This window comes from Streptomyces sp. NPDC111520 (assembly GCF_055635295.1).
Genome location: NZ_JBVKBW010000027.1, coordinates 1 through 25,794 on the forward strand (window position 1 = coordinate 1; position 25,794 = coordinate 25,794).

At 73.7% G+C, this 25,794-nt stretch carries 20 protein-coding genes and 1 pseudogene; 13 read left to right on the forward strand and 8 right to left on the reverse strand.

All coding sequences use genetic code 11. The features are described from left to right. A pseudogene (locus ACZ7MY_RS38370) lies at nt 1-100 on the forward strand (IS481 family transposase); the annotation flags it as partial. On the opposite strand, the gene ACZ7MY_RS38375 reads toward ACZ7MY_RS38370, so the two are convergent. The 3 genes from ACZ7MY_RS38375 to ACZ7MY_RS38385 form a co-directional block, all read right to left on the reverse strand. Then, nucleotides 97-696, reverse strand: a complete 600-nt coding sequence (locus ACZ7MY_RS38375) for a dihydrofolate reductase family protein (RefSeq protein ID WP_499609720.1) — start codon at nt 694-696, stop codon at nt 97-99. The pseudogene ACZ7MY_RS38370 and the gene ACZ7MY_RS38375 overlap by 4 nt on opposite strands. Before the next feature lie 68 nt (nt 697-764). Beyond that, the gene (locus ACZ7MY_RS38380; protein WP_499609723.1) at nt 765-2,294 is read right to left on the reverse strand and encodes an MFS transporter; all 1,530 of its coding nucleotides are present in this window, start codon (nt 2,292-2,294) and stop codon (nt 765-767) included. Nucleotides 2,295-2,429: 135 nt separating this feature from the next. Next, the gene (locus tag ACZ7MY_RS38385) at nt 2,430-3,401 is read right to left on the reverse strand and encodes an aldo/keto reductase (protein WP_499609725.1); all 972 of its coding nucleotides are present in this window, start codon (nt 3,399-3,401) and stop codon (nt 2,430-2,432) included. Between the two features lie 276 nt (nt 3,402-3,677). On the opposite strand from ACZ7MY_RS38385, the gene ACZ7MY_RS38390 reads away from it, so the two are divergent. The 3 genes from ACZ7MY_RS38390 (at nt 3,678) to ACZ7MY_RS38400 (ending at nt 8,010) form a co-directional block, all read left to right on the forward strand. After that, the gene (locus tag ACZ7MY_RS38390; protein WP_499609728.1) at nt 3,678-4,331 is read left to right on the forward strand and encodes a peptidoglycan-binding domain-containing protein; all 654 of its coding nucleotides are present in this window, start codon (nt 3,678-3,680) and stop codon (nt 4,329-4,331) included. A gap of 88 nt (nt 4,332-4,419) precedes the next feature. Further along, nucleotides 4,420-5,706 carry a PP2C family protein-serine/threonine phosphatase gene (locus tag ACZ7MY_RS38395; RefSeq protein ID WP_499609731.1) on the forward strand — a complete coding sequence of 429 codons (1,287 nt, stop codon included), beginning with the start codon at nt 4,420-4,422 and terminating at the stop codon, nt 5,704-5,706. 108 nt (nt 5,707-5,814) lie between these two features. Further along, on the forward strand, nt 5,815-8,010 hold the full coding sequence (locus ACZ7MY_RS38400) for an FUSC family protein (RefSeq protein ID WP_499609732.1): 2,196 nt from the start codon (nt 5,815-5,817) through the stop codon (nt 8,008-8,010). A 307-nt stretch (nt 8,011-8,317) separates the two neighbouring features. Here the strand turns inward: ACZ7MY_RS38400 and ACZ7MY_RS38405 are convergent, their stop codons facing one another. Both ACZ7MY_RS38405 and ACZ7MY_RS38410 read right to left on the reverse strand, forming a co-directional pair. Beyond that, entirely contained in the window at nt 8,318-8,839 is a 522-nt protein-coding gene (locus ACZ7MY_RS38405; RefSeq protein ID WP_499609734.1) for an HD domain-containing protein, read from the reverse strand. A 41-nt stretch (nt 8,840-8,880) separates the two neighbouring features. Continuing rightward, the gene (locus ACZ7MY_RS38410; protein WP_499609737.1) at nt 8,881-9,576 is read right to left on the reverse strand and encodes a type 1 glutamine amidotransferase domain-containing protein; all 696 of its coding nucleotides are present in this window, start codon (nt 9,574-9,576) and stop codon (nt 8,881-8,883) included. A 106-nt stretch (nt 9,577-9,682) separates the two neighbouring features. Between ACZ7MY_RS38410 and ACZ7MY_RS38415 the strand changes: the two genes are divergently transcribed. Beyond that, complete coding sequence (locus ACZ7MY_RS38415; RefSeq protein ID WP_499609738.1) at nt 9,683-10,645, forward strand: LysR family transcriptional regulator; 963 nt, start codon at nt 9,683-9,685, stop codon at nt 10,643-10,645. A 92-nt stretch (nt 10,646-10,737) separates the two neighbouring features. Continuing rightward, nucleotides 10,738-11,673 (forward strand): MerR family transcriptional regulator, encoded by a 936-nt coding sequence (locus tag ACZ7MY_RS38420; protein ID WP_499609740.1) that lies wholly within the window; start codon nt 10,738-10,740, stop codon nt 11,671-11,673. Between the two features lie 60 nt (nt 11,674-11,733). Here the strand turns inward: ACZ7MY_RS38420 and ACZ7MY_RS38425 are convergent, their stop codons facing one another. Next, on the reverse strand, nt 11,734-12,303 hold the full coding sequence (locus ACZ7MY_RS38425; RefSeq protein ID WP_499609742.1) for a PadR family transcriptional regulator: 570 nt from the start codon (nt 12,301-12,303) through the stop codon (nt 11,734-11,736). A gap of 145 nt (nt 12,304-12,448) precedes the next feature. Between ACZ7MY_RS38425 and ACZ7MY_RS38430 the strand changes: the two genes are divergently transcribed. Further along, nucleotides 12,449-12,871: a nuclear transport factor 2 family protein gene (locus tag ACZ7MY_RS38430; RefSeq protein WP_499609744.1), complete on the forward strand. Its 423-nt coding sequence runs from the start codon at nt 12,449-12,451 to the stop codon at nt 12,869-12,871. Between the two features lie 58 nt (nt 12,872-12,929). Here ACZ7MY_RS38430 and ACZ7MY_RS38435 read toward each other — a convergent pair whose 3' ends face one another. Together ACZ7MY_RS38435 and ACZ7MY_RS38440 are read right to left on the reverse strand one after the other, a co-directional pair. Further along, nucleotides 12,930-13,592, reverse strand: coding sequence for an HAD family hydrolase (locus ACZ7MY_RS38435; RefSeq protein WP_499609747.1), 663 nt, complete (start codon nt 13,590-13,592; stop codon nt 12,930-12,932). Nucleotides 13,593-13,614: 22 nt separating this feature from the next. Then, nucleotides 13,615-14,577 (reverse strand): lytic polysaccharide monooxygenase, encoded by a 963-nt coding sequence (locus tag ACZ7MY_RS38440; protein ID WP_499609749.1) that lies wholly within the window; start codon nt 14,575-14,577, stop codon nt 13,615-13,617. A gap of 186 nt (nt 14,578-14,763) precedes the next feature. Here ACZ7MY_RS38440 and ACZ7MY_RS38445 point away from each other — a divergent pair, with 186 nt between their 5' ends. From ACZ7MY_RS38445 to sbnB, 6 genes are all read left to right on the forward strand, one after another. Beyond that, complete coding sequence (locus tag ACZ7MY_RS38445) at nt 14,764-16,395, forward strand: serine/threonine-protein kinase (RefSeq protein WP_499609750.1); 1,632 nt, start codon at nt 14,764-14,766, stop codon at nt 16,393-16,395. Next, nucleotides 16,392-17,198, forward strand: coding sequence for a hypothetical protein (locus tag ACZ7MY_RS38450; protein WP_499609752.1), 807 nt, complete (start codon nt 16,392-16,394; stop codon nt 17,196-17,198). Before ACZ7MY_RS38445 ends, ACZ7MY_RS38450 begins: the two co-directional genes overlap by 4 nt. Before the next feature lie 437 nt (nt 17,199-17,635). Beyond that, nucleotides 17,636-20,245, forward strand: coding sequence for a Pls/PosA family non-ribosomal peptide synthetase (locus ACZ7MY_RS38455; RefSeq protein ID WP_499609926.1), 2,610 nt, complete (start codon nt 17,636-17,638; stop codon nt 20,243-20,245). 31 nt (nt 20,246-20,276) lie between these two features. Then, nucleotides 20,277-23,531 (forward strand): non-ribosomal peptide synthetase, encoded by a 3,255-nt coding sequence (locus tag ACZ7MY_RS38460; RefSeq protein WP_499609754.1) that lies wholly within the window; start codon nt 20,277-20,279, stop codon nt 23,529-23,531. Continuing rightward, nucleotides 23,528-24,562 carry a TauD/TfdA family dioxygenase gene (locus ACZ7MY_RS38465; protein WP_499609756.1) on the forward strand — a complete coding sequence of 345 codons (1,035 nt, stop codon included), beginning with the start codon at nt 23,528-23,530 and terminating at the stop codon, nt 24,560-24,562. The genes ACZ7MY_RS38460 and ACZ7MY_RS38465 overlap by 4 nt, the downstream gene beginning before the upstream one ends. Next, entirely contained in the window at nt 24,559-25,629 is a 1,071-nt protein-coding gene (gene sbnB, locus ACZ7MY_RS38470) for a 2,3-diaminopropionate biosynthesis protein SbnB (protein WP_499609758.1), read from the forward strand. Before ACZ7MY_RS38465 ends, sbnB begins: the two co-directional genes overlap by 4 nt. The last annotated feature ends 165 nt before the right edge of the window (nt 25,630-25,794 follow it).

Below are 25,794 nucleotides of genomic sequence, written 5' to 3' on the forward strand. Positions count from 1 at the left end.
AGACTTCCTCCACACCTACAACCACCACCGCTGCCACACCGCACTCGGAGGCAAGCCCCCGATCAGCCGCGTCAACAACGCTGCGGGTCAATACATCTAGCGGCCGGGCCCCGCGTCGACGGCGTCGGCGTCCGCGTCGGCCCGCTCGTACCGGAGCAGCACGACCCCGTTGCCGAAGGTCTCGGTCCCGGTGAGCCGGAGGGCGGTGAGGGCGCCGGCGTCCGGGAAGGGTGACCTGCCCCGGCCCAGCAGGACGGGGTGGACGTAGATCCGGAACTCGTCGACCAGGCCCAGCCGCAGGAAGGACGCGGCGAGGTCGGCCCCGCCGAGCGCCAGGTCGCCGCCGGGCCGCGCCTTGAGCTCCATGACCTCCTCGGCGACGACGTCGCGCACGATCGTGGTGCCCCAGTCGGCCCGCTCCAGCGTCCGCGAGTACACGACCTTCGGCATGTCGCGCCAGATCGCGGCGAACTCCGCCTCGGCGGGACTGCTGCGCGGGTCGGCGTCGGCGGTCGGCCAGTAGGCGGCCATGAGTTCATGGGTGACGCGGCCGCTGAGGAAGCCGCCCATCACCTTCAGCCGCTCGTTCATGTGGAGGTGCAGTTCCTCGTCCACGAGGTGCCAGTCGATCTCGCGGTCGGGACCCTCGAAGTAGCCGTCGAGGGACACCGACATCTGCATGATGATCTTTCGCACGGACGTCCTCACTCCGGTCGGCCACGACCCGTCGGACGATACGCCCCCCGGGCCGCCGGCGAGGCGCTTCAGGGCCGCGCGCCGGTCGTACCGCTCGTACCGCCCTTCCCGCCGCCCGCACCGGGGGCTCCCGCCGGTTCCTCGACGGCGCTGAGCGGGGTGGCGAGCGACTCCAGGCTGCGCCGCTCGGCGCGGACCCCGATGGCCGCCTCGACCAGCCCCGCGAGGGTCATCACGGCGGCGCCGAGGCAGAAGGCGAGGGTGGTGTCGGCCGGCTCGCCGCTGCTGACCAGGCCGTTGAAGAGCAGGGGGCCGGTGATGCCGCCGAGGGCGGTGCCGACGGCGTAGAAGAAGGCGATGCACAGCGCCCGCGTCTCCAGCGGGAAGATCTCACTCACCGTCAGGTAGGCCGCGCTGGCACCCGCGGAGGCGAAGAACAGCACCGCCGTCCAGCAGGCCGTCATCGTCACCGCACTGAGGACGCCCTGCTGGAACAGGTAGGCGGTGCCGAACAGGAGCAGGCCGGAGCCGACGTAGCTGCCGGTGATCATCGGCTTGCGGCCCACGGAGTCGAAGAGGTGGCCGAGCAGCAGCGGCCCGAGGAAGTTGCCGGCCGCGATCACGGCGAAGTAGTAGCCGGTTTCGCCGTTCGGCACGTCGAAGAAGGTGGTGAGGATGACCGCGTAGCCGAAGGTGACGGCGTTGTAGAGGAAGGCCTGGCCGGAGAAGAGCGCGAGCCCGAGCACGGTGCGGCGCGGGTAGGCGCGGGTGACGGTGCGGGCGATGGTGAGGAAGCCCAGCTCGCCGCGGGGGCGGATGAGGATGCTCCCCTCCGGCTCCGGCAGGGGCTTGCCGCTCTCCTCGGTGACCGTGCGCTCGACCTCCGCGACCAGGCGTTCGGCCTCGTCGGCGCGACCGTGGGTGAACAACCACCGCGGGCTCTCCGGCACATGGCGGCGGACCAGCAGGATGACCAGGCCCAGCACGACGCCGATGCCGAAGGCGAGCCGCCAGCCGACGTCGGTGGCGAACAGCGAGGTGTCCAGCAGGGCGATGGACGCGAACGCGCCGAAGGCGGCGCCGATCCAGAAGCTGCCGTTGATGATCAGGTCGATCCGGCCGCGCACCCGGGCCGGGATCAGTTCGTCGATCGCCGAGTTGATGGCGGCGTACTCACCGCCGATGCCGAACCCGGTGAAGAAGCGGCACAGGATGAAGAACCAGGCGGTCCACGACACCGCGGTGACGGCCGTGGCCGCGAGGTAGACGGCGAGGGTCACCATGAACAGCTTCTTGCGGCCGAGCCGGTCGGCCAGCCTGCCGAAGAACAGCGCGCCAAGGCAGGCCCCTGCGACGTAGACCGCGGCCGCCAGCGTGGTGACCTGGGCGGTGCTGATGTCGATGCCGCTGCCCCGCTCGGCCAGCCGGCCCGCGATGTTGCCGACGATGGTGACCTCGAGGCCGTCGAGGATCCACACGGTGCCCAGGCCGATCACGATGCGCCAGTGCCAGCGGGTCCACGGCAGCCGGTCCAGGCGGGCCGGCACATCGGTCCGCAGGACTCCCGGCGGGTCGGCGTGCGCCGTGGATGCTGACATGGCTACCTCCGTGAACGATCCGTTCGGTCCGGAGGCGCGCCTTCCCCCGGCCACGGCGTTCATGCTGCGGCCGGCCGGTCGCGCGGGCCGGCCGGGCCGCTCGCGCACCGGCCGGCGCCGGGCGGCCCCGGCCGGTCAGCCGTAGAAGTTGCGCTCCCAGCGGTGCCGGGCCAGGACGGCGAGCTGCTCCGGCGTCAGCGGGCGCCCGTCGCTCAGCGCGGTGTTCCGCTCGACGTTGCGCACCGACCGCATGCCGGGGATGACGGTGGAGACCGCGGGCGCGCTCAGCACGAACCGCAGGGCGGTCTCGGCCATGTCGTCCCGGTCGATGCCCAGGTCGGCGACGATGGCGTCCACGTGCCGCTCCACCTGCGCGGGGCGGTCGTCGCGGAAGTAGCGGTTGCGGAAGTCGCCTTCGGGGAAGGTGGCCCCGGCGGTGATCCGGCCGGTGAGGCCGCCCTCGTCCAGCGCCACGCGGACGATGACGCCGACGCCGTGCTCCTGGCAGGCGGGCAGCAGCGCGTCGGCGGGCGCCTGGTCGAAGACGTTGTAGATCACCTGCACCGTGTCCACCAGCCCGCTGCGGACCAGGGCGAGGGCGTTGTCCGGTTCGTGGTCGTTGACCGACACCCCGAAGAGCCGGATCTTGCCCTGCTTCTTGAGGTCGGCGACGGTCTCCGCCCAGTCCCCGCGGCCGACCCACTCATCGCTCCAGACGTGGAACTGCAGCACGTCGACGCGGTCGAGGCCGCTCGCCCGCAGGCTGGTGTCGAGGCTCTCGCGGATGTGGTCGCCGGGGAAGGCGTCCGCGGGGTCGACCCCGTCGGGGGCGGGCCACAGCCGGTTCCTCGGCGGCACCTTGGTGGCCACGAGGACCTCCTCGCCGGCCCGGGCCCGCTCGCGGACGACCCGGCCCACGATCCGCTCGCTCTCGCCGTAGCCCCGGGCGGTGTCGACGAGGTTCACCCCGAGGTCGACGGCCCGGTTCAGGGCGCGTACGGACTCGTCCTCCGTCGCGCCCACCCACGCCGACTCGCCGATCCCCCAGGCGCCGTAGCCGATCTCCGACACGCGCAGCCCGCTGCGTCCCAGTTCCCGGTAGCGCATGCCCGTCCTCCACTCGGTGCCGTCGTCCGCGGAGCGCTCTCCGCAGCCACGACGATAGGCGACCGGCCCGCCCGGGGTCACCGGGCCTCCGCCCCGGCGCCGGCGGAGGCGGTTGCCGCATACCCCAACGGGTCCCGGGCCGCGCCGCATTCGGCGAATCCGGGCCGTGGCAGGGCGGGCGGGTCCTAGCGTGGTCGGCCCGTAACGGATGACCTGGGGGAGAACAGGGGGACCGCTGTGCCGAACCCGTCCGGCGGAGGACCGTCACGGCGCCGCATGATCGAGCCGACGCGCGTCATCCCCGCGCGGGAAACGCCCGGAGGACCGGACGAGCCGTGGGAGGAATCCCTCGACCTGTTCCGCCCGTCCGGCGGCTCCGTCCCGCCCCCGGAGGACGGCCCCGACACCCAGCCGATGCCCCGCACCGTACCGCCCGCACGGCGGCCCGCACCGCCGCCCACGGCCCCCCGGGCCGGGACCCGGACGGCACGGCCCTCCCCCCGCGCCACGCGCACCACGCGCGCCCTGCGCGTCGCCGTGCTGACCGGCACGGGAGGTGCCGCCGGATTCGCCCTCGCGCTCGCCCTGTTCTCCCCCGGGGTCCTCCACCCCGGCGCGCCGCGGGACGCCGCCCCCACCGCCCCCGGCGCGCCCACGTCCGCCGCTCCGGGCTCCCCCGGCGCGGGCGCCCACCGCGGGGTGCTCCGCGAGGGGGACACCGGACCGGCCGTCAGCGAACTGCAGACCCGGCTCCTGCGGATCCCGGACGTGTACGCGGGCGGTGCCGTCGACGGCCGCTTCGACGGGCGCCTCACCGCGGCCGTCGCCCGCTTCCAGGTCTGGTACGGAGTCCGCGGCGACGAGAGCGGCGAGTACGGCGACGCCACGCGCCGCGACCTGGAGTCCCGTACCCCGCTCGCCTCGGGCTGAGCCCGCGGCGACGGCGGGTCCCCGGGCACCGCCGGGGGCCCCCCGTTCGCGACAGGTGAGGACACCGGAGGCCTTATAGATTGGTGGGATGGGCCTGCCCGACAGGGGGGACGACCAGCAGCACGCCGTGGCGGCACCGCGGATCGACTACGCGGCACTGTTCGCGGCGACGCCCAGCCCGTACCTGGTACTGGACGAGGCACTGGTCATCGTGGGCGTCAACCGGGCGTACCTGAGGGCGACCCGGCGCACCCGGGACGACCTGATCGGCCGGTACATCTTCGACGCGTTCCCCGACAACCCCGCCGACCCGCTGGCGGACGGGGTGCGCAACCTCAGCGCCTCCCTGCACCGGGTCCTGGCCTCCCACGAGCCCGACACGATGGCACCGCAGAGGTACGACATCGAGCTGGTGGCCGAGCCCGGAACGTTCGAGGAGCGCTGGTGGAGCCCGATCAACACCCCCGTGCTCGGCGCGGACGGCACCGTGGCATGGATCATCCACCGGGTGGAGGACGTGACGGCGTTCGTCCAGGCCCGCCGGCACCGGCACGGGCTGCAGGGCGCCGACCTCAGCGAGCGGGAGCAGGCGATGGAGGCCGAGCTGTACGCGCGGGCCCGCGAGCTGCAGCGCCTCAACGACCAGTTGCGCGAGGCCCACGCCCGGGAACGGCAGGTCGCCCTGACGCTGCAGGAGGCCATGCTCCACTCGCCGGACCTGGCCCAGCACGAGGACATCGCGGTGCGCTACCTGCCGGCCGCGGGCTCGCTGAACGTGTGCGGCGACTGGTACGACGTGGTCAACCTCTCCACGGGCTGCTACGCGGTGGCGGTCGGTGACGTCGTGGGCCACGGCCTGGAGGCTGCCAGCGTCATGGGGATGCTGCGCAGCGCGCTGAGCGCGGCGATGCGGACCGTGGAGGGGCCCGCCAAGGCGCTGGAGGTCGTCGGGCAGTACGCCCGCTGCGTCGAGGGCGCGCTCGCCACGACCGCCGTCAGCGCACTGATCGACAAGGAGCGGCACTCCATCAGCTACAGCAGCGCCGGGCATCCGCCGCCCGTGCTGCTCCACGGCGACGGCCGCTGCGAACTGCTCGACCAGGCCACCGACCCGCCCCTGGGGGCCCGTCCGGCCCATGTGGCGCGGCCCCAGGCGGCCGTGGCGTACCGCCCGGGGGACACACTGGTGCTCTACACCGACGGGCTGATCGAACGCCGCAAGGAGGACATCTACACGGGCCTGGCCCGGCTGACCTCCGTGCTCGCCGAGAAGCCCGGGCTCGGCGCGGAGCCGCTCGCGGACACCCTGCTGAACCGGCTCGGGGTCACCGGCGGCTCGGCGGACGACATCGCGCTGGTCACCGTCCGCCTGTGAGGCACGCGGGCGGGGCCCGGCCGCGCGGTGGCCGGGCGGTGCGGCCCGTCCTACGGTGATCTGAGGGGGTCCGGCGTGTCGCGGACCCGAGCAGCGAGGAGGCCGCGGGTGCCCGGTCGCGGTGGGCTGGAGTGGGTGCGGGCCCGTGATCCGGGTCTTCGGGCGGTGCGCCGTTCTGCGCGGGTGACGCTGGTGGCGTGCCTGAGCTTCTACGTGGCGCGCTACGGCTTCGGCGACCCCGTCGTCGCGATCTACGCCCTCTTCGGCGCAGTCGCCTCCGGCGCCCTGTCGTACGTGCCCGGTACGCCGCGCGAGCGGGCCCGCACTCTGCTGGCCGCGCTGCCGGTGGCCGCCCTGCTGGTGGCCCTGGGCACGGCGCTGGCCGTGAGCGACTGGACGGCGGCGCTGGGGATGCTCGGGGTCGGCTTCGCCGTGACGTACGCGGGGGTGGGCGGACCGAAGCTGCTGGGGCTCGCGAACGGCCTGCAGTTGTTCTACATCCTGCCGTGCTTCCCGCCGTACCAGCCGGAGACGCTGGGACTGCGGCTGTGCGGACTGGTGGTCGGCGTCCTGCTGATGGCGGCGGCCGAGCTGTGGGTGTGGCCGGATCCCTCGCCGGGCCGCTACCAGGACCGGCTCGCCCACGCGTGCGGGACCGCGGCGGAGACCCTGCGGGGGCTGGCGCTGGAGCCGCCCGTGGTGCGCGATCGGTCGGCGGCCCTGCTGGAGACGGCGCAGCAACTGCGCATGAGCCATGTGCCCAAGGACGAACGCCCGGTGTCGGCGGGGGCGCGCGACCGGGCGCTGTGCCAGAGTGCCGCCTACCTGCGGCACCTGCTGGCGCAGACCGGGCAGTTGGCGGACGACGCGGCGGAGCGCGCGCCGGCGTCGGACGTGGCGCGGTCACGGATGCTGCTCGCCTCGGCCACCGCCTGCCACGGTGCCGCCCTGGCTCTGCGCGGCGAGACCTCGGCGCCCCCGGTTGCTCCGTGCGCGGCCGCCGCGACGGCCTTCGAGGAGCACCGGGCCCGCCGGCCGGTGTCCGGGGTGGCCTCCGCCACGACGGTGCGGGACGGGGCGATCGCGCTCGACATCGCGTACACCACGGCGTTCCTGGTGACCTCCGTGCGGATCGCGCTCGGCGCCCCGGTGCCGCCCGACGCGACGCGGCCCGCGGAGGGGCCGGGGCCGTTCTGGTACGCGGGGCAGTCGCCCCTCGCGCTGTACGGGCACCGGCTGCGGGCCCATCTCACACCGCGCTCGGTGTACTTCCAGAACGCCGTGCGCATCGCGCTGGCCCTGGCGGCGGCGCGGCTGATCGCCGGCGGGCTCGACCTGTCGCACGGCTTCTGGGCGCTGCTGACCACGCTGACGGTGATGCGCACCAGCGCCGCCGGCACGCGTACGACCGTGGTCCCCGCGGTGCGGGGCACCCTGGTGGGAGCCGGGCTGGCGGCGGTGCTGCTGCTGTTCGTGGCCGACCACACGCTGGTGTACGCGCTCGCGATGCCGCCGGTGTTCTTCCTGGCGTTCACCGCGGTACCGCTGCTCGGACTCGGCTGGGGCCAGGCGTTCTTCACGATCGCGGTGGCCACCGCCTTCACGCAGATCGCCCCCGCGGGTCCGGAACTCGCCGCCTTCCGGATCGCGGACGTGGTCACCGGCGCCCTGACCGGCACCCTCGTCGGGCTGCTGGCCTGGCCGCGGGGCGGCACGGGCGAGCTGGGGCGGGCCTGTTCGCGCCTGCTCGACCAGGGCACCCGGGCGGTCACCCAGATCACCGACTGCATCACCGGGACCGGCGCGATGGGCGACGCGCTGTCCAGGGCCCGGCTCGCCCAGCTGATCGCGGAGGCGAGTTACGCGCAGTTCGCGACCGAGCGCGACACCCCCGGCGCGGGGCCCGTGCTGCCGACGGACTTCCAGGCGATCATGCTGGCCGGGAACCGGGTCCTGACCATGGGGCAGACCCTGGTGGACCACTGCCCGCCGGGCGCGCTGGCGGCGTGGCCGCTGAGCGCCGCGCACCTGCGGGACGCGGCGCACCATCTGCGGCTGACCACACTGCCGCTGACGTACGACCTGCGCTCGGGGACGATGCGTCCGGCGCCCGCCGAGTCCCCGGACCGGAGCGTGCCCACGGACCGCACGGTCATCGCCGACGTCTGCGCGGCCTCGGGCGGCCGCGCGCCCGACCCGCTGCTGTACTACGCCGTCGACGCGGCGATCTGGCTCGCGAGCCTGCAACGCGTGGTCACCGCGGTCCGCCGTCCCGCGAACGACCATGCGGTGGCGCCGAGTTGACGCCCCCGCCGCCCACCGACGGACCGGAGCGCGCCCACAGGGCGCGCGGCCTCGGCCGACCGGACGCCCGGCTCGCGGAAGACCCCGCAGCAACGCCGGGACGACCGCGACACCGTCACGCACCGAACCCGCTGCCGCACCACCGCGCCGGCCGGCCCACGACGTACGGTCACCGCGGTCCCGAGGCCCACGGAACACCGTGCAGCAGCGCCGAGTTGACGACCACGCCCTCACGCACCGCGGCATGCCCGCCGACCGCCGGCGCCGCGCCACCCGAACATCGCGCCGGCCGGCCCGCGACGCGCGGTCACCGCGGTCCCCCGGCCGGCGGAAGAACCGCCAGCAGCGCCGGGTTGACGACCGCCAGGATGACCGCGACGTCCTCGCGGGGCACCGCGGGCCACAGGATGTCGCGGGCGCGACGGTACTTGGCGGCCAGCCGCAGCCGCTGTGCCTCGTCGAGACGGGCGGCCCGGTCCGGGTGGCTGTTGTGGGCGTTGTCGGCGATCTTCACCAGGGCCGCGTCCCGGTCGGCGGCGATCCGCCGCAGCTTGTCCTCGTAGGCCACGCCCGGCTGGTTGGTGACCCGCTCGACGACGGCGACGACCCGGTCCGGGACGCCGGCGGCGCGCAGCGCGCCGGCGGTCCACGGGGTGTCCTCGATCACGTCGTGCAGGAGCCCCGCCATCTGCAGTTCCGGCCCGAACGCGGCGAGGCCCGCCGCGACCGCGCGTACGTGCTCGACGTACGGCACGCCGATGCGGTCGGTCTGGCCCTCGTGCGCCAGGCCGGCCAGGGCGTCGGCGTCGGCCACGCTGTTCACCTTCATGGCACCCCATCCTCGGGGGCGCCGCCCGGGCCGGTCCAGCCTCAGCCCAGCGCGGCGAGCAGGCGCTCGGCCAGCGGGCCGGAGGAGGCCGGGTTCTGGCCGGTGATCAGGTTGCGGTCGGTCACCACGTGGGGCGCCCAGGGTTCGCCCTCCTGGAAGTCCGCCCCGAGGGCGACCAGTCGCTCCTGCAGGAGCCAGGGGGCGTGGGCGGCGAGCCCGCCCTGGGTCTCCTCGATGTCGGTGAAGGCGGTCAGCCGGTATCCCGCGAACGGCCAGCCGCCCTCCGGGCGTTCGGCCGCGAGCAGGGCCGCGGGGCCGTGGCAGACGATGCCGAGCGGCTTGCCCGAGTCCAGGGCGGCGGTCAGCAGGCGTCCGGAGACCGGGTCGACGGCGAGATCCTCCATCGGGCCGTGCCCGCCGGGGTAGAACACGGCGGCGTAGTCGTCGAGGTCCGCGTCCTCCAGCTTGACCGGGTGCCGCAGCGCCGTCATCGCCTCCAGTTCCTCGGCGACCGCCTTCGCGCCCTCCTCCCCGCCGTTGTACTCGGGGGCCAGACTGGCCCGGTCCACTGCCGGGAGGACTCCGCCCGGGGTGGCCACCACGACCTCGTGCCCCGCGGCGGTCAGGACGCGGTGCGGGGTCACGGCCTCCTCGGCCCAGAAGCCGGTGGGGTGCCCGGTGCCGTCGGACAGCGTCCAGGACGACGCGCCGGTCAGGACGAACAGGATCTTCGCCATGTCAGGTCTCCTTGGGGTGCTCGGTTGCCGCCGCCCGTCTTCGGAACGGGCCGCGGACCCCGACGGTAGGACGGGAGAGCCATCGACTTCCAATAGGATCGCCACCATGAGCCATACGGATTCCAATGGGTCGCCGGGACTGCGCACGGCGCGCGGGGGCGGCGGCCCGTCAGGGGGGCCGCTGGACCTGACGCTGCTGCGCACCTTCCTGGCGGTGCACCGCGCGGGTTCCTTCACCGCGGCCGCGCGGCTGCTGGGGCTGTCCCAGCCGACGGTGACCACCCAGATCCGTACGCTCGAAGGGCAACTGGGCCGGGAGCTCTTCGAACGGCTGCCGCGCGGGGTCGCCGCCACGCCCTTCGCCGACGAGCTCGCCGGACGGGTGGCCGAGCCGCTCGACGCGCTCGCGGCCGTCGCCGACCGCGGGCACGGCGACCCGGACGTCCTTGCCGAGCCGGTCCGGCTCGGGGGCCCCGCGGAGGTGCTGTGCGAGCGCGTGCTGCCGGCGCTCGCACCGCTCGTCGAGCGCGGCGTGCGGCTGCGCCTAGGCACCGGGCTCACCGACGACCTGCTGGCCTCGCTGCGCGCCGGACAGCACGACCTGGTGATCTCCACCCACCGGCCGCGCGGCCGTCTGCTCAGTGCCGTACCCCTGATGGACGAGGAGTTCGTGCTGGTGGCCGCCCCCTCGCGGGCCGCCCGGCTGGACGTGGCGTCCGACGGGCCCGGCGCGCTGAGCGGCGTGCCGCTCGTCTCGTACGCCGAGGACCTGCCGATCGCCCGCCGCTACTGGCGCCACGTCTTCGACCGGCGGCTCACCGGCCAGGCCGCCGTGACCGTTCCCGACCTGCGCGGCGTGCTGGCCCTGGTGGCGGCGGGCGCGGGCTTCACCGTCCTCCCCCGCTACCTGTGCGCCGCCCCCCTCGCCGAGGGGACACTCGTGCCGCTGCTGGAACCCGACGACCCGCCCATCAACACGGCCTACCTCGTGCAGCGCCCGGGGGCCGACCACCACCCGCACCTCGGCCTCGTCCGCGACCTCCTGCTGCGCGAGGCCCGCGCCTGGTGACACGGGACGAGCGCCTCCGCGAGGCACCCGGGTGCGGGCGGGCGGAGCGCGTGCTTGAGTCTCCCGCGGCGGGAGACCCCAGGATGGCGGACATGGACGACGACACCCTCCACACCATCGGTGACCTGGCCCGGCTGACCGGTCTGACCGTGAAGACCATCCGGTACTGGTCGGACACCGGAGTGGTGCCGCCGACCGACCGGACACCCGCCGGCTACCGGCTCTACGACCGGGCCGCGCTGGACCGCCTAGCCCTCGTGCGCACGCTGCGCGACCTCGGCATCGACCTCGCGTCCGTCCATTCCATCCTGGACCGCGAGGTCACCGTCGCCGAGGTCGCCGCCGCCCACGCCGAGGCGCTGGAGGTGCAGATCCGCACCCTGCGGATCCGCCAGGCGGTGCTGCGGACGGTCGCGGGGCGCGGGGCCTCACCACAGGAGACGGAACTGATGCACCGACTCGCCACCCTCTCGGACCGTGAACGCCGCCGCCTCGTCGACGAGTTCGTCGACCACATCGTGAGCGGCATCGACGTCGACCCCGGTTTCCCGGCCATGATGCGCGCCGCGATGCCCGAACTGCCCGAGGACGCCTCCGCGGAACAGGTCGACGCCTGGGTTGAGCTGGCCGAACTGATCCAGGACGAGGACTTCAGGGCCGGTGTCCGCCGGGCCGTCGCCGACCAGAGCCGCTCGCTCGCCGAGGACGGGCAGCCGGACCCGGCGGTGGCGCGCCGGACGGCCGACCTGCTGCGCGAGCGCGCCGGGGGCGCCGCGGCGGCGGGCATCGACCCGGCCTCACCGTCGGCCCGGCCGGTCGTGGCCGAACTCGTCGCGGCCTACGCCGAGCTGTCGGGCCGTACGGATGGTCCGGAGTTCCGCGCGTGGCTGGCCGAACGGCTGGAGATCTCGCACGACTCCCGTTACGAGCGCTACTGGCACCTGCTGGCGCGGGTGGGCGGCCAGGAGGCACCCCCGGCCCTGGCGCCGGCCGTCGCCTGGCTGACGGCCGCCCTGCGGGCCGGATGAGGCAGTCCGGATGAGACGGGCCGTACGGGACGGGCGGGACGAGCCGCGCGCGGCCTGCCCTCAGCGTTCCTCCGCGACCCGGGCCCGCTGCCGCAGGACCTCGGCAGCCCGCCGGCACCAGTCCCGGTTGCCCTCCTCGAAGGCCAGGCCCCGCAGACAGGTGAGGTAGGGGCCCACACGGCGGCCGCGGCCGAGGAACTCCTCCTCGGTGCGGCCGCCGCGCATCCGCGCGAGCAGCCGTTCGAACAGCTCGATCTTGGCGTCGGCGAAGGCGGCCCTCTCCCCCAGCCGGGCGATCAGCTCCCCCGCGTCGACGACGTCGGCGGCCTGCACCGCCACCAGCAGGTCGTCGCGGATGAAGGAGGGTTTGCCGACCGCGGCGGCGAAGCGTTCGAGCTCGGCGAACCCGCCCTCGGTCACGTGGAAGAGCCGCTTGTTGGGCCGGCTGTCCTGGACCACCTCCCGGCCCGCGATCAGCCCCTCCTTCTCGAGCCTGGCCAGTTCGGCGTAGAGCTGCTGGGGCAGGGCGTGCCAGAAGTTCGCCACGCCGATGTCGAACGCCTTCGTCAGCTCGTAGCCGCTGAGTTCGCCGTCCAGGAGCGCGGCCAGGACCGCGTGCCGCAGGGCCATCCCGGCTCCCCTTCCGTCCGCCCGTTCCGGCGTGCCGTGCCGGGCCGGGCCCTTCCGCGTGGACGCCCCCCATGATACTCAAGGAACTGACTAGTCAATTTTCTGAGTATCGAGCGTCCGGAGCCGGACGACCACAGGAGGAGCCATGGAAGCCGCCGACCGCTTCAGGGCCGCCGTCGAGCGCGGCGATCTCAGCGCGCTGGAGGAGCTGTTCCACGACGACATCCGCCTCCACAGCCCCGTGAAGTTCACCCCGTTCGAGGGCAAGCCCATGGTGATGGGGCTCTTCGGCGTCCTGCTGCGCACCTTCGAGGACTTCCACTACGTGGGGACCCTCGACGGCACGGTCGAGAGCGGCGCGGACGGCACCGGGGCGCCGTCGACCGTGCTGGTGTTCCGCGCCACCGTGGGCGGCAGGAGCATTCACGGCATCGACCTGCTGCAGGTCGACGAGGCGGGCCTGATCAAGGAGTTCACGGTGATGGTGCGCCCGCAGTCCGCGGTGCACGCGCTCGGGGAGGCCGTCCTGGCCGGCCTCGTCGCCGACGGCCTCGTCCCGGCGCCGTAGGGCGGCCCCGGAGGGGGCGACGAGCGAACCCCCGCGCGAGGCGGCCGCCCGCGGGACGTCAGATGCCGGCGCGGACCAGGCGGCCCAGGGCGGGCAGCACGGCGCGCAGGTCCCCCGCGTCGACCGCGACGGTGGCCGCCTCACGCGCACCGGCCGAGGCGTTGAACGCCACGCTCACGCCCACGGACGCGAACAGCGGGAGGTCCGAGCGGCTGTCCCCGACGGCCGCGCACGAACGCGGAGCCAGCCCCGAGCGCCGCGCCTGCGCGAGGGCGACGTCGCGTTTGTCGTACTCGTCGAAGTGCCGGGCCACCCGGCCCGTGAACCGGCCGCCGGCGGTCTCCAGCCGGGGCCCGCCGAACGCGTGGAAGCCGAAACGGCCGGCCAGGTGGCTGCCGACCGGCGACCAGGCGAGGGTCGCCAGGACGGGCAGCAGACCGTTCCGCCGGCACCAGGTCACGGTCTCCCCGATGCCCGGCACCAGGGGGAGTCCGTCGAGCCGGCCGGCGACCCGGTCCACGGGAACCCCCGCCCAGCCCGCGGCGTCCAGTTCGGAGACCTGGCGGTTGTCCAGGTCACCGGAGGCGTAGCCGTCCTCGGCCCGGGCCGGCTCGTCGCGGTGGCCGAGGAAGCCGGCCAGGTGGACGGACGAACTCGTCCCCGGGGCGAGGGTGCCGTCGACGTCGAAGAACACGGCGCCCGCATGATCCGTGGAGAACACCGGGCACGGATGGCACAGCCGATCAGCGGCGCCGGGCACCGGGCCGGCGGCGCAGCCGGAACAGCAGGGCGATCGCGGCCATGCCGCCGAGCAGTGTGGCGCCGCCGAGGGCGAGCAGGGTCCGCCCCGGTCCCGCGCTCTCGGCCGCCACGGGCTGGGTCGCCGGGGTGCGGACGGCGTCCCGCGGGGAGGCCTGGTCGGCCGCGGCGGATGCGGAGCTCGCCGCGGCGGCCGGGGACTCCGTGCCGCGGGAGGCCGTGGCCTCGGGGCTCGCGGAGGTCGCGGCCGCCGACGGCCTGGCGGGCTTCGCCGGCTTCGCGGTCCTGGCCGGTGCCTTGGCCACGGCGGCCGGGAAGACGACGTCGGAGCAGGAGTAGTACGTGTCGGGGGTCGAGGAGTTCTGCCAGATCGTGAAGAGGACGTGCCGCCCGGTGCGGTCCGACGGCAGCCGCCCGGCGATGCGGTAGGCCCCGCCGGACACGGGCGGGTCGGTGACCTTCGCGAAGGGGTCGCTCGCCAGCGCCGACCAGGTCAGGGGCCGGGTCGGGTCGTAGCCCTCCTTGGTGAGGTACAGCCGGAAGGTGCCCTGGTGCGGGATGGTCGTGCCGTACGCCATCGTGAGGGCCGCGCCCGGCGTCAGCCGGGTGGCCGGCCAGTCGGTGCGCGGCAGGTCGAGGCCGCGGAAGGCGGCCAGGCCGCCGCTGCACAGCTTCCCGTCCGGGATCACCTGACGGTCGCGACCCGCGACCCCGGCGACCCGGAGGTTGTCCCAGTCCGCGAAGGGCCGGCTCCCGCCGTTGGCGGCCGCGGCGGCCCGGCAGGCGGCCGTCCCCACGTACTGTCCGCTTCCGGCCGCGCACGCCGCGGCGCGGCTGACCGGGGACACCGGCGCGCCGTGGGCGGCCGCCGGTCCCGCCAGGGCCAGCGGCAGCAAGGCGGCCGTGCCTGCGACGACGGAGCTGAGCACGTGGCGCGATGGGGCCATGCCGGCCGCCTTCCCTGTTGCCGTTCGGTGGATCGGAACGCACGTCCCCCCGTACTACGGACGGTCGGCGGGGGGTGTTCAGCCGGGTGGGGGGTTCCCCGGGAACCGGCCGTGGAGGAATCGTGTCTGTTGAGGAAAAGTCGACGCGGTCGCCGGCACCGCGCCACATGCAGGGGGGACAAGTGAATGAGCGGCTGGAGGGTGCCCGGTTACACCGAGGCCCGGGAACTGGGCTCGGGTGGCGGCGGAAGAGTGCTGCTGGCGTTCCATGACGCCACGTCAACGCCCGTCGCGATCAAGTACCTGAGCGACGAGCTCCGGGCGGACCCCGGGTTCCTCCAGGAGTTCCGCGCCGAAGCACAGCTCCTGGGAGGTCTCGACACACCGTATGTCGTCAGTCTCTACGAGTACGTGGAGGGTCCCCACGGCGCCGCCATCGTCATGGAACTGGTGGACGGGATCGCGTTGAGGGCGCTGCTCCGCCAGGAAGGAGCCACCGGGCCCGAGGCAGCGCTGGTGGTGCTCAAGGGGTCGTTGCTCGGCCTCGCCGCCGCCCACCGCACCGGAGTGGTGCACCGCGACTACAAACCGGAGAACGTCCTGGTCGCGGCGGACGGATCGTCCAAGCTGGTCGACTTCGGCATCGCCTTGCGCAGCGGGACCGAGGGGGCCGTGGTGGGAACGCCCGCCTACATGGCCCCGGAACAGTGGAACGGGCGGACGGCCTCCCCGGCTGCGGACGTGTACGCGGTGACGGCCACGTTCTACGAGTGCCTCACCGGCCGCAAGCCGTTCCGCGGCGAGAACTTCGCCGAGCTGGCCGTGCAGCACACCGAAGCACCCGTGCCGGTGGAGGAGGCGCCGGAGCCCGTGCGGCAGCTGATCCTCCGCGGGATGGCGAAGGACCCGGCACAGCGCCCGGCGGACGCGGAGGCGTTCGTCGCGGAACTGGAGGTGATCGCGGGAGCGGCCTACGGAAGCGACTGGGAGGAGCGAGGTCAGCGCAGGCTCGCCGCCCTAGCGGCGTTGCTGCCGCTGCTCTTCCCCTCGGCGGGACCGGCGGCCGGAACGGCCGACCTGGCCACCACCCTCGTCGGTGCCGGCGCGCGCCGCCTGACACGTCAGGGCATTCTCGCCGCGGTGGGCGGGGTGGTCATCGCCGGACTGCTGACCTTCGCCGCGGTGGCCTCGGGAGAGGGCCCACGGCAGACGACCGCCAACTGGACAGGGGAAACGACGAGAGCGACCCCGCGCGGCAGCTCCGCCACACCGGGGACGACGTCTCCACCGGGCAGTCCCTCGCCCGGCACGACGAGTGCGTCGCCCTCGCAGCCGGAGAGCGCCCCGGCCTCCACCGGGGCCACCGCCGTCACCACGCCGACCACGCCGCAGGCACCGACGCCGACCACGACGGCCTCGGCCTCGGCCACGGCTTCCGCGTCCGTGACGGCCACGCCGCCGGCGTCGCCCTCCACGTCACCGGAACCCCCGGTGAGCGTGCGCGAGGTCGCCGTCACCTCGCTCGGCCAGACGGGTGCATTCAGCGCCGCGGCCACCATCCGGCTGCGGACCGGGGACGCACGCCCCGTGACCGTCACGGTGACCTGGTACGTGAGCGACGCGAAGGGGGAGCGCGGCACCGCCGACGGCGCGCAGACCTTCACCCGCAGCGGCTCGACCTCGTACTCCTTCACCGCCGAGCACACGTTCCCGCGGGGCAGCGGCTGTTGGTTCGGGGCGCTCGCCACCACCGACCCGGCGGCGGCCAACGGGCAGTCGTTCCAGCAGATCCTCACCCGCGGGTGCGTGATCACGTGAACGGGCCACGCGACCTCCCGCCGGAGGGGACGGAGCGCACCGTCCGCCTCGGACCGGCGGACGCACCGCCGGACGAGGCGAGTGCGCGGGACGCCGTCCCCCAGGACGCTCCGCCGCAGGACGCCGAACCCGTACGGCCGGCGGCCGATCACGACTACAGCGCCACCGTCCTCGCCGAGCACTGGGCGCCTTCCACACTGCCGACGGCACGGCTGGAACCGCAGGTCAGCGCCGAGGGCGCGACCCCGACGGTGAAGGCCGGGCCCACCGTCGTCCTCCCGGACCGGGTCGAGGGCGACGTGATGCGCTTCGGGCCCGGTGTCACACCGGTCGCGGCGGCCCGGGCGAACGTCGCCGCCGAGGTGTGGCGGGGCGCACTCACGCCGCCCCGGCAGCCTCCCCCGCGACGTCGGCGATGGCCGCGGCGGTACGCACTGGCCGCGTCGGTGCTGGTGGCGGTGCTGCTCTTCCTCGCCTGGCAGCGCTTCGGACCGGGCCTGCGGGTGCAGCGGGTGACCGTCACCCCGTCCCCGTCGGCGCCCGCCTGCGACACCACCGTCGACCTGGTCGCGGTGGTCACCACCAACGGCCGCCCGGGCACGATCAGTTACCGCTGGCTACGCAACGACGGCACCTCCTCCGACATGCTGTACGAGGAGGTCCCGCGCGGCCGCCACGAGGCCCGGCTGCACCTGCTGTGGACCTTCCGCGGCCACGGCACGTACCGGGCGCGGGCCGAGCTGCGCATCACCACCCCCGGCCACCGCTCGGTCACCACGGGTTTCACGTACGACTGCCCGTGACCGCCGAGCCCGCCCGCGCGGCCTGCGCGCGGGCGGGCTCCGCCATATGACGAGGCTTCAGCGAATGCCCGTCGTCTTTTAACTCTCTTGACCGGGACGAACACTCTCGGTAGCGCTTATCGCATCTCCGCGACTTTCCCGCAACCTTGCGAATCGATGGTTTTTCCGGCTTTCCGGAACGGTACTCGTCGATTCGTCGCGACTTATCGAGCATTTGCGCAGTCCAGGGCCGCGACATGCCACTTCGATCATCTTCGAGTGGCAGTCCGAACGAGGACGGCGGAGACTACGAGGAGCGACATATGGTTGTATGGCGAGAGAAGAGCTCACGACCGCATGGCTTCCGGATTACTCGCTCCGGCCCAGCCGGGGCGCGAGGGACACCGGGTACCGGCCTTACCGGCCGCCCGTGGTCGACTTTTCCTCAAGGAGCTCACATCGTGGAAAAATCTGCAGAGGTCCTGGCGTCGGATCCCGCTTCGGATCCCGATGAATCTTCAACCACCGGGCGCCCTTACGCCGCCCCGGCCGACGGCACGGAAAAGACACTCGCCGACATCCTGGCGGGCATCGTGCACACCGACCGGGTATCGGCCGACAGCCATTTCTTCACGGAAATGGGTGCCGACTCCCTGGTGATGGCGCATTTCTGTGCCCGGGTGCGGAAGCACCAGGACCTGCCGTCGGTGTCGATGAAGGACATCTACCGGAACCCGACGATCAGGAGCCTCGCGGCGGCCCTGGCGGAGGCCCCGTCCCCCGCCGCGCAGGGCACGGCCGCGTCCGCCCTCGCCGACGTGCCGGTCCCGGAGGCGATCGAGGCGGCGGCCGCGCGGGGCACCCCGCGCTACGTGCTGTGCGGTGTGCTGCAGGCCCTGTTCTTCCTGGGCTGGTCCTACCTCGCCGCGCTCGTCGTCACGAGCGGCGCGGAGTGGATATCCGCCGCCACGGGTCCCTTCGACATCTACCTGCGGTCCGTGGAGTTCGGCGGCGCGGCCTTCGCCGGCGTCTGCGTCCTGCCCGTCGTGGGCAAGTGGCTCCTGGTCGGACGGTGGAAGCCGCAGGAGATCCGCATCTGGAGCCTGGCGTACTTCCGGTTCTGGTGCGTGCGGACCCTCATCCGGGCGAACCCCATGGTCCTGTTCGTCGGTTCACCGCTGTACGTGCTGTACCTGAGGGCGCTCGGCGCGCGAATAGGCCGCGGCGTGGCCATCTTCTCCAAGCACGTCCCGGTCTGCACCGACCTGCTGACCATCGGCGACGGCGCGGTCATCCGCAAGGACTCGTACTTCTCCTGCTACCGGGGACACTCGTCGGCGATCCAGACCGGCCCGGTCACCCTCGGCAGGGAGGTGCTGATCGGCGAGGTGACGGTGCTCGACATCGGCACCTCCATGGGCGACGGCGCCCAACTCGGCCACGCCTCCTCGCTCCACACCGGCCAGTCGGTCCCGGCCGGCGAGCGGTGGCACGGCTCCCCGGCCCAGCCGGGCGCGGCGGACTACCGCTCGGTCGCGCCGCTGGAGTGCGGCAGGGGCCGCCGCATCGGCTACTGCCTGTCGCAGCTGCTGATCCTGCTGGCCGTCTGGGTCCCCCTCGCGGTCGGCGGGGTGGCGATCCTGCTCGCGGTGGTCCCGCGCCTGGACCCGCTGCTGGAGCCGGGCCCGGTGGCCCTGACGACGTGGGCCTTCTACGCCGACGCCATGGCCGCCTCCTTCGTGCTCTTCTGCGGGGCGCTGCTGCTGGGCCTGCTGTCCGTGGCCACCGTGCCGCGGCTGCTGCACCCGCTCGTGAAGCCCGACACCGTCCACCCGCTCTACGGGTTCCGCTACGGGGTGCACCGGACCATCGGGCTCCTCACCAACCGGAAGTTCTTCCGCGTCCTGTTCGGCGACAGTTCGGCCGTCGTGCACTACCTGCGCGCCATCGGCTACGACCTGTCGCCGGTGGAACAGACCGGCTCGAACTTCGGCACCGAGGTGAAGCACGAGAATCCGTTCCTGAGCAAGGTGGGCAGCGGCACCATGGTCGCCGACGGACTGTCCATCATGAATGCCGACTACTCGAGCACCTCTTTCCGCGTCACCCGGACGGCGATCGGCCCGCACAACTTCCTGGGCAACCACATCGCCTATCCGCCCCAGGGCAGGACGGGCGACAACTGCTTGCTGGCGACGAAGGTCATGGTCCCCGTCGAGGGGCCGGTCCGGGAGAACGTCGGACTGCTCGGCTCGCCCAGCTTCGAGATCCCGCGCACGGTGGACCGCGACAGCAAGTTCGACCACCTGAAGGACGGCGACACCTTCCGCCGCCTGCTGTCGGACAAGAACAGGCACAACACCGGCACAGCGGTGCTGCACCTGCTGCTGCAGTGGCTGCTGCTCTTCCTGGTGCTGCTGGCGGCGTCCTGCGCGGCCGACTTCTACCCCGCGTACGGGGCCGCCGCGGTCGCCGTCGCGAACGTCGTGGTCCTGGTGGTCACGGTCACCTACATCGTGCTCGGCGAGCGCGTCGTGACCCGCTTCCGCGGTCTGCGGCCGCTGTACTGCTCGATCTACGACCTCGACTTCTGGCGGCACGAACGCTACTGGAAGGTGACGGCCGCGACGGAGTACCTGAACGTCCTCAACGGCACCCCGTACAAGAACGTCGTCTGGCGCCTGCTCGGGGTGCGGATCGGGCGCCGGGTCTTCGACGACGGCCTCTTCCTCCCCGAGCGCTCGCTGGCCGCCATCGGCGACGACTGCACGCTCAACGCGGGCACCGTCATCCAGAGCCACTCCCAGGAGGACGGCGCCTTCAAGTCCGACCACAGTTCGCTGGGTGCCGGCTGCACCCTCGGGGTCGGCGCCCTCGTCCACTACGGCGTGACCGTCGGCGACGGTGCCGTGATCGCCCCGGACTCCTTCGTGATGAAGGGCGAGGAACTCCCCGCACACGCCCGGTGGGGCGGCAACCCCGCCCGGGAGATTCCCGAGAACCCGAAGGACCCGAAGAACCCCGACAGCGGCGGCGATCGCGCCACCGCGCTGACCAGCGGTGTGTAGCCCCGTGGAAACCGCGAGTGGAGGAAGGTCGATGGACAAGGCAGCGGACGCCGGACGGGAGTTCTGGCGCGGAGAACTCGTCAAGGGCGGGTTCACCGCGATCCCCCGCTGGACCTCCGAACCGGTCAGCGGCGCCGCCGAGCACGTGGTGGCGGTCCCCGACGGCCTCACGGCGTCGGTGCGCCGGGTGGCGGACGAGGTCGGGGTCCCGCTGGGTTCGGTGCTGCTGGCCGCGCACGCCAAGGTGCTGGCCGCGCTCTGCGGCGAGGCCGAGGTCGTGACGGGTTACGTGGCCGCGGGCGGCGCGGTGCTGCCGTGCCGGCTGTCGGCGGGCCCCGGCTCGTGGCGCTCCCTGCTGCTGGACGCGCGCGGCGCGGAGTCCCGGCTGCTGGCCCACCAGGACGTCCCGGTCGACGCGCTCCGCAAGGAACTCGACCTGGCCGAGCCGCTGTTCGAGACGGTCTTCGACCTGTCCGGCGGCGGCGTCGAACTCGCCCCGGGCACGGTGCTGTGGGTCGGCGCGTCCGACCGCGACGGCCGGCTCTCGCTGCGGCTGCGCTACGCCACCGACGTCATGGACGAGGACGCCGCGGCCCGCGTCGCCGGCTACCACCTGGCCGCGCTGGCCCGGATCGCCGCCGACCTGGACGCCGAGCACACCCGCAAGAGCCTGCTGTCGGCGGAGGAGAGCCGGCTGCAGCTCACCGGGATGGCCGGACCGCGCAGGAAGCTGCCGGACCGGCGGATGCACGAGCTGTTCGAGGAGCGGGTCCGGGCGCACCCGGAGGCGGTCGCGGCCGTCCACGGGGACCGCCAGTGGACGTACGGCGACCTCAACGCCCGCGCCAACCGCCTGGCCCACGCCCTCCTGGTGCGCGGTCTGGAGCGCGAGGGCGTGGTCGCGGTGGTCACCGAGCGGAACCTGGACTGGCTGGCGGCCGTGCTGGCCGTCTTCAAGGCCGGCGGCGCCTACCTGCCGATCGAGCCGCACTTCCCGGCCGGCCGGATCAGGAACACCCTCAGCCGCGCCGAGTGCCGCCTGGTGCTGACCGAGCGCGGCAGCACCGCCACCCTCGACGAGGCCCTGTCCGCGCTCCCCGAGGTGCAGCGGCTGCCCGTCGAGGACGCCTACGCCGAGGACCACCCCAGCGAGGACCCGCAGGTGGCCGTCGCCCGGGACCAGCTGGCGTACATCTACTTCACCTCCGGCTCGACCGGGGAGCCCAAGGGCGCGATGTGCGAGCACGCGGGCTTCCTCAACCACCTCTACGCCAAGATCGACGACCTCGGCATCTCCGAGGGGCAGGTGGTGGCGCAGACCGCCCCGCAGTGCTTCGACATCTCGCTGTGGCAGCTGGTCTCGGCGCTGCTCGTCGGCGGACGCACGCTGCTGGTGGAGCAGGAGACGATCCTGGACGCCGACCGCTTCCTCGACAAGGTCGTCGAGGGACGGGCGAACGTCGTCCAGCTCGTCCCCTCCTACCTGGACGTCGTCCTGTCCGCCCTGGAGCGCGAGCCGCGCGAACTGCCCGACCTGCGCTGCGTGTCGGTGACCGGCGAGGCCCTGAAGAAGGACCTCATCGGACGCTGGTTCGCCGCGCGGCCCGGTGTGAAGCTGGTCAACGCCTACGGGCTGACCGAGACCAGCGACGACACCAACCACGCGGTGATGGACCGCGTCCCGGACACCGACTGGGTGCCGCTGGGCCGGCCCGTCAACAACGTGCGCGTGTACGTCGTCGACGAGCACCTGTCGCCGGTGCCGCTGGGCGCGCCCGGCCTGGTCGTCTTCTCCGGGGTCTGCGTGGGCCGCGGTTACGTCAACGACCCGGAGCGCACCCGGCAGGCGTACCTGACCGACCCCCACCACACCGGCGAGCGGCTGTACCGCGGCGGCGACTACGGTCGCTGGCACCCGGACGGCACGCTGGAGTTCCTCGGCCGCAAGGACCACCAGGTCAAGATCCGCGGTTTCCGCATCGAGATCGGCGAGATCGAGAACACCCTGGTCCGGGCGCCGGGCGTGCGCGACGGCGCGGTGGTCGTCAGCGAGGACGGCGACCAGCTCGTCGCCTTCTACTCCGGCCCCGCGCCCGTGGCGGCCGACGCGCTGCGCGAGCACCTGGCGCAGTCCCTGCCCGCCTACATGGTGCCCGCGGCCTTCCACTGGAAGGAGGGCCTGCCGCTGACCGCCAACAGCAAGATCGACCGCAAGGCGCTGACAACGCTCGCCGCGCAGGAGGACTCCGGAAGGGCCTCGGAGCGGCCGGACGGGCAGGTCCCCGGCACCGCCGCCGAGCGGCGCCTGGCGAAGGCGTGGTCGACGGTGCTGGGCGTCCCGCAGGAGCGGATCGGCCGCCGGGACCACTTCTTCGACCGCGGCGGCACCTCGCTGTCGGCGGTACGGCTGGCGATCCTGCTGGACCGCGCGATCTCCCTCAAGGACGTCACCGCCCACCCGGTCCTCGCCGACCTCGCCGAGGTCGTCGACGGCCGCACGGAATCCCGTCCCGGGCTGCTGCGGACCCTGTCGGAGCCGGACGGCGAACCGCACGGCGCCCTGGTGTGCTTCCCGCACGCCGGGGGCGACGCGGTGGACTTCCGGCCACTGGCGGCGGCCCTGCGGCCCGCGGGCTGGGCGGTCCACGCCGTCGAACCGCCCGGCCACGACCCGGCCGCCCGCGGCGAGGCCTTCGCCCCGCTGGAGCAGGTGGCCGCCTCGGTGGCCGAGGAGATCGCCGGCCGCGGACCGTCCCGGATCCTGCTGTGGGGCCACTCGTCGGGCACCGCCCTCGCCGTGGAGACCGCCCGTCGGCTGCAGGAGAAGGGCGTGGAGGTCCAGCGCGTCTTCCTCGGCGCGCAGTTGCTCGGCGACTCCGCCGGGCGGCGTGCCGCGGCCGAGGCGCTGGCCGGCCGCGACGACGCCGCGATCGCCGCCGAGCTCGGCGCCGACGGCGGTGACGGCCGGCCCGCCGGGCCGGACACGGCACGTGCCGGGCACGTCGCCGCCGCCTACCGCCACGACTGCGTGGCGGCCCACCGATACTTCGCCGACGCCCTGGACTCCGCACCGCCGGTGCGGCTGTCCGCGCCGGTCACCGTGGTCGTCGCCGCCGACGACCCGTACACGGCGGACCACTCCCGCCGGTACCACGAGTGGCTGCTGCTGGCCGAGCACGTCGACCTGTACGAGCTCGGCCGCGGCGGTCACCACTTCCCCCGCACCTGCCCGGACGAGGTGGCGCAGGCGGTCCTGCGCGCCGCCGAACTCCTGGCCTCCCCATGAACGCGAACCGAGAGGAGACGCAGTTGTCGACCTCAGCTTCCCCACAGTCCCTGCTCGACCTCGAGCTGCGGCCCGGCTCACCCCCGATCCTGCGTGCCGGGGCCGTCGAGGACCCGGCGGGCTGGGCCGACGGGCACCGCGACGCGCTGCGCGCGGTCGTCGCCGAGCACGGCGCGATCCTGATCCGCGGGCTCGGCCTGACCGACGCGGACAAGGCCGCGGGCGTCGTACGGCGGCTGGCCGGCCGGCTGACCGCCGAGAAGGAGGCCTTCGCGTCCCGGCGGACCTACGCCGAGGGCCTGTACTCCTCCTCCAACTGGCCGCCCAACCAGCCGATGTGCATGCACCACGAGCTCAGCTACCGGCTCGAGTTCCCCGGCATGATGATGTTCGCCTGCCTGACCGCGCCGGAGAAGGGCGGGGCGACGGCGGTGGCCGACGCGCCGTCCGTGCTCGAGGCGCTGCCGGCCGAACTGGTCCAGCGCTTCGAGCGGGAGGGCTGGCTGCTCACCCGCAGCTACAACGACGAGATCGGGGCGACCGTCGCCGAGGCCTTCGGCACGGACGACCGGTCCGCCGTCGAGGACTACTGCCGCGCCAACGCCATCGCCTTCGAGTGGCAGCCGGACGGGGCCCTGCGCACCCGCCAGCGGCGCAGCGCCGTCGTCCGCCACCCGGTCACGGGACGGCGCTGCTGGTTCAACCAGATCGCGTTCCTCAACGAGTGGACGATGGACCCCGAGGTGCACGAGTACCTCGTGGACATGTACGGCGCCGAGGGCCTGCCGTTCAACACCCGCTTCGGCAACGGCGACCCGATCGGCGCGGACGTCGTCCAGCTGCTCAACACCGTGTACGAGGCGAACACCGCCCGCGAACCCTGGCAGACGGGCGACCTGATGCTCGTCGACAACATCCGCACCGCCCACAGCCGCGAGGCCTACGAGGGCTCCCGTGAAGTGCTGGTCGGCATGGCCGACGCGGTGCGCCTGGCCGACTGCTCCCCGACCGTCGAGGTGACGACCGCATGACCAGCAACCGCTCCGCCGCCAAGGGTTCCGCGCCCGCCGGACCGCTCGCCGTACCGCCGTTCGCGGTGGTGCCCGGCGTCCAGGTCCAGCACGCGCTGCACGGGCGCGAGAAGCAGATCACGGAGCTCGTGGAGACCACGTACCGGCTGCACTCCGCCGGTGACTCGGTGAACCCGCCGTCCTACTTCCTGCGGTTCCCCGACCGTCCCACCGCCCGGATCATCGCCCTGCCCGCCTCCATCGGCGGCGAGGTGCGCGTGGACGGCCTGAAGTGGATCTCCAGCTTCCCGGAGAACGTGGCGGCGGGCATCCCCCGGGCGTCGGCGGTGCTGATCCTCAACGACCACGACACCGGCTACCCCATCGCGTGCCTGGAGAGCTCCATCATCAGCGCCACCAGGACGGCCGCGATGGCGGCCCTGGCCGCCGACCGGCTGAGCCGTCCCGACCGCCGCCCGCGGCGCGTGGGGTTCTTCGGGACGGGGCTGATCGCCCGCTACATCCACACCTACCTGGTGGGCACCGGCTGGCACTTCGACGAGATCGGCGTGCACGACCTGTCGGCCGAGAGCGCGAAGGGCTTCCAGGGCTACCTGGAACAGTCGGGCGCCCCGGGACGCGTCACGCTGTACGACGACCCCGAGCAGATCATCCGCGCGAGCGACCTGGTGGTCTTCGCCACCGTCGCCGGCGAGCCCCACGTACGGGACATGACCTGGTTCGGGCACAAGCCACTCGTGCTGCACATGTCGCTGCGCGACCTCACGCCGGAGATCGTGCTCGGCTCGACCAACGTGGTCGACGACGTCGAGCACTGCCTCAAGGCGGACACGTCGCCGCACCTGGCGGAGCAGCGCACGGGCAACCGGGACTTCCTGGCCGGCACGCTGGACGACGTGATCGCCGGCCGGGTGGCGCTCCGCGAGGACCGGCCCGTGGTGTTCTCGCCCTTCGGCCTCGGGGTCCTCGACCTCGCGGTCGGCAAGTACGTCTACGACGAGGTGGCGCGCTCCGGCGAGCTGCACGTCGTCGACGACTTCTTCCACGAACTGCGCCGGTACGGATGAACGGCCGCGACCCCGCCCCCACGACACCGGGCCCCAGGACCTGGGCCCGGGCCCCCGACGGCGGGGCGGGCACCACGGCGACCGACCACAAGGAGCCGCATGCGGAAGTACCTCCGGGACAGACCAACGGTCCAGCCACGCAAGCTCACCAGTGCAGGACACAGC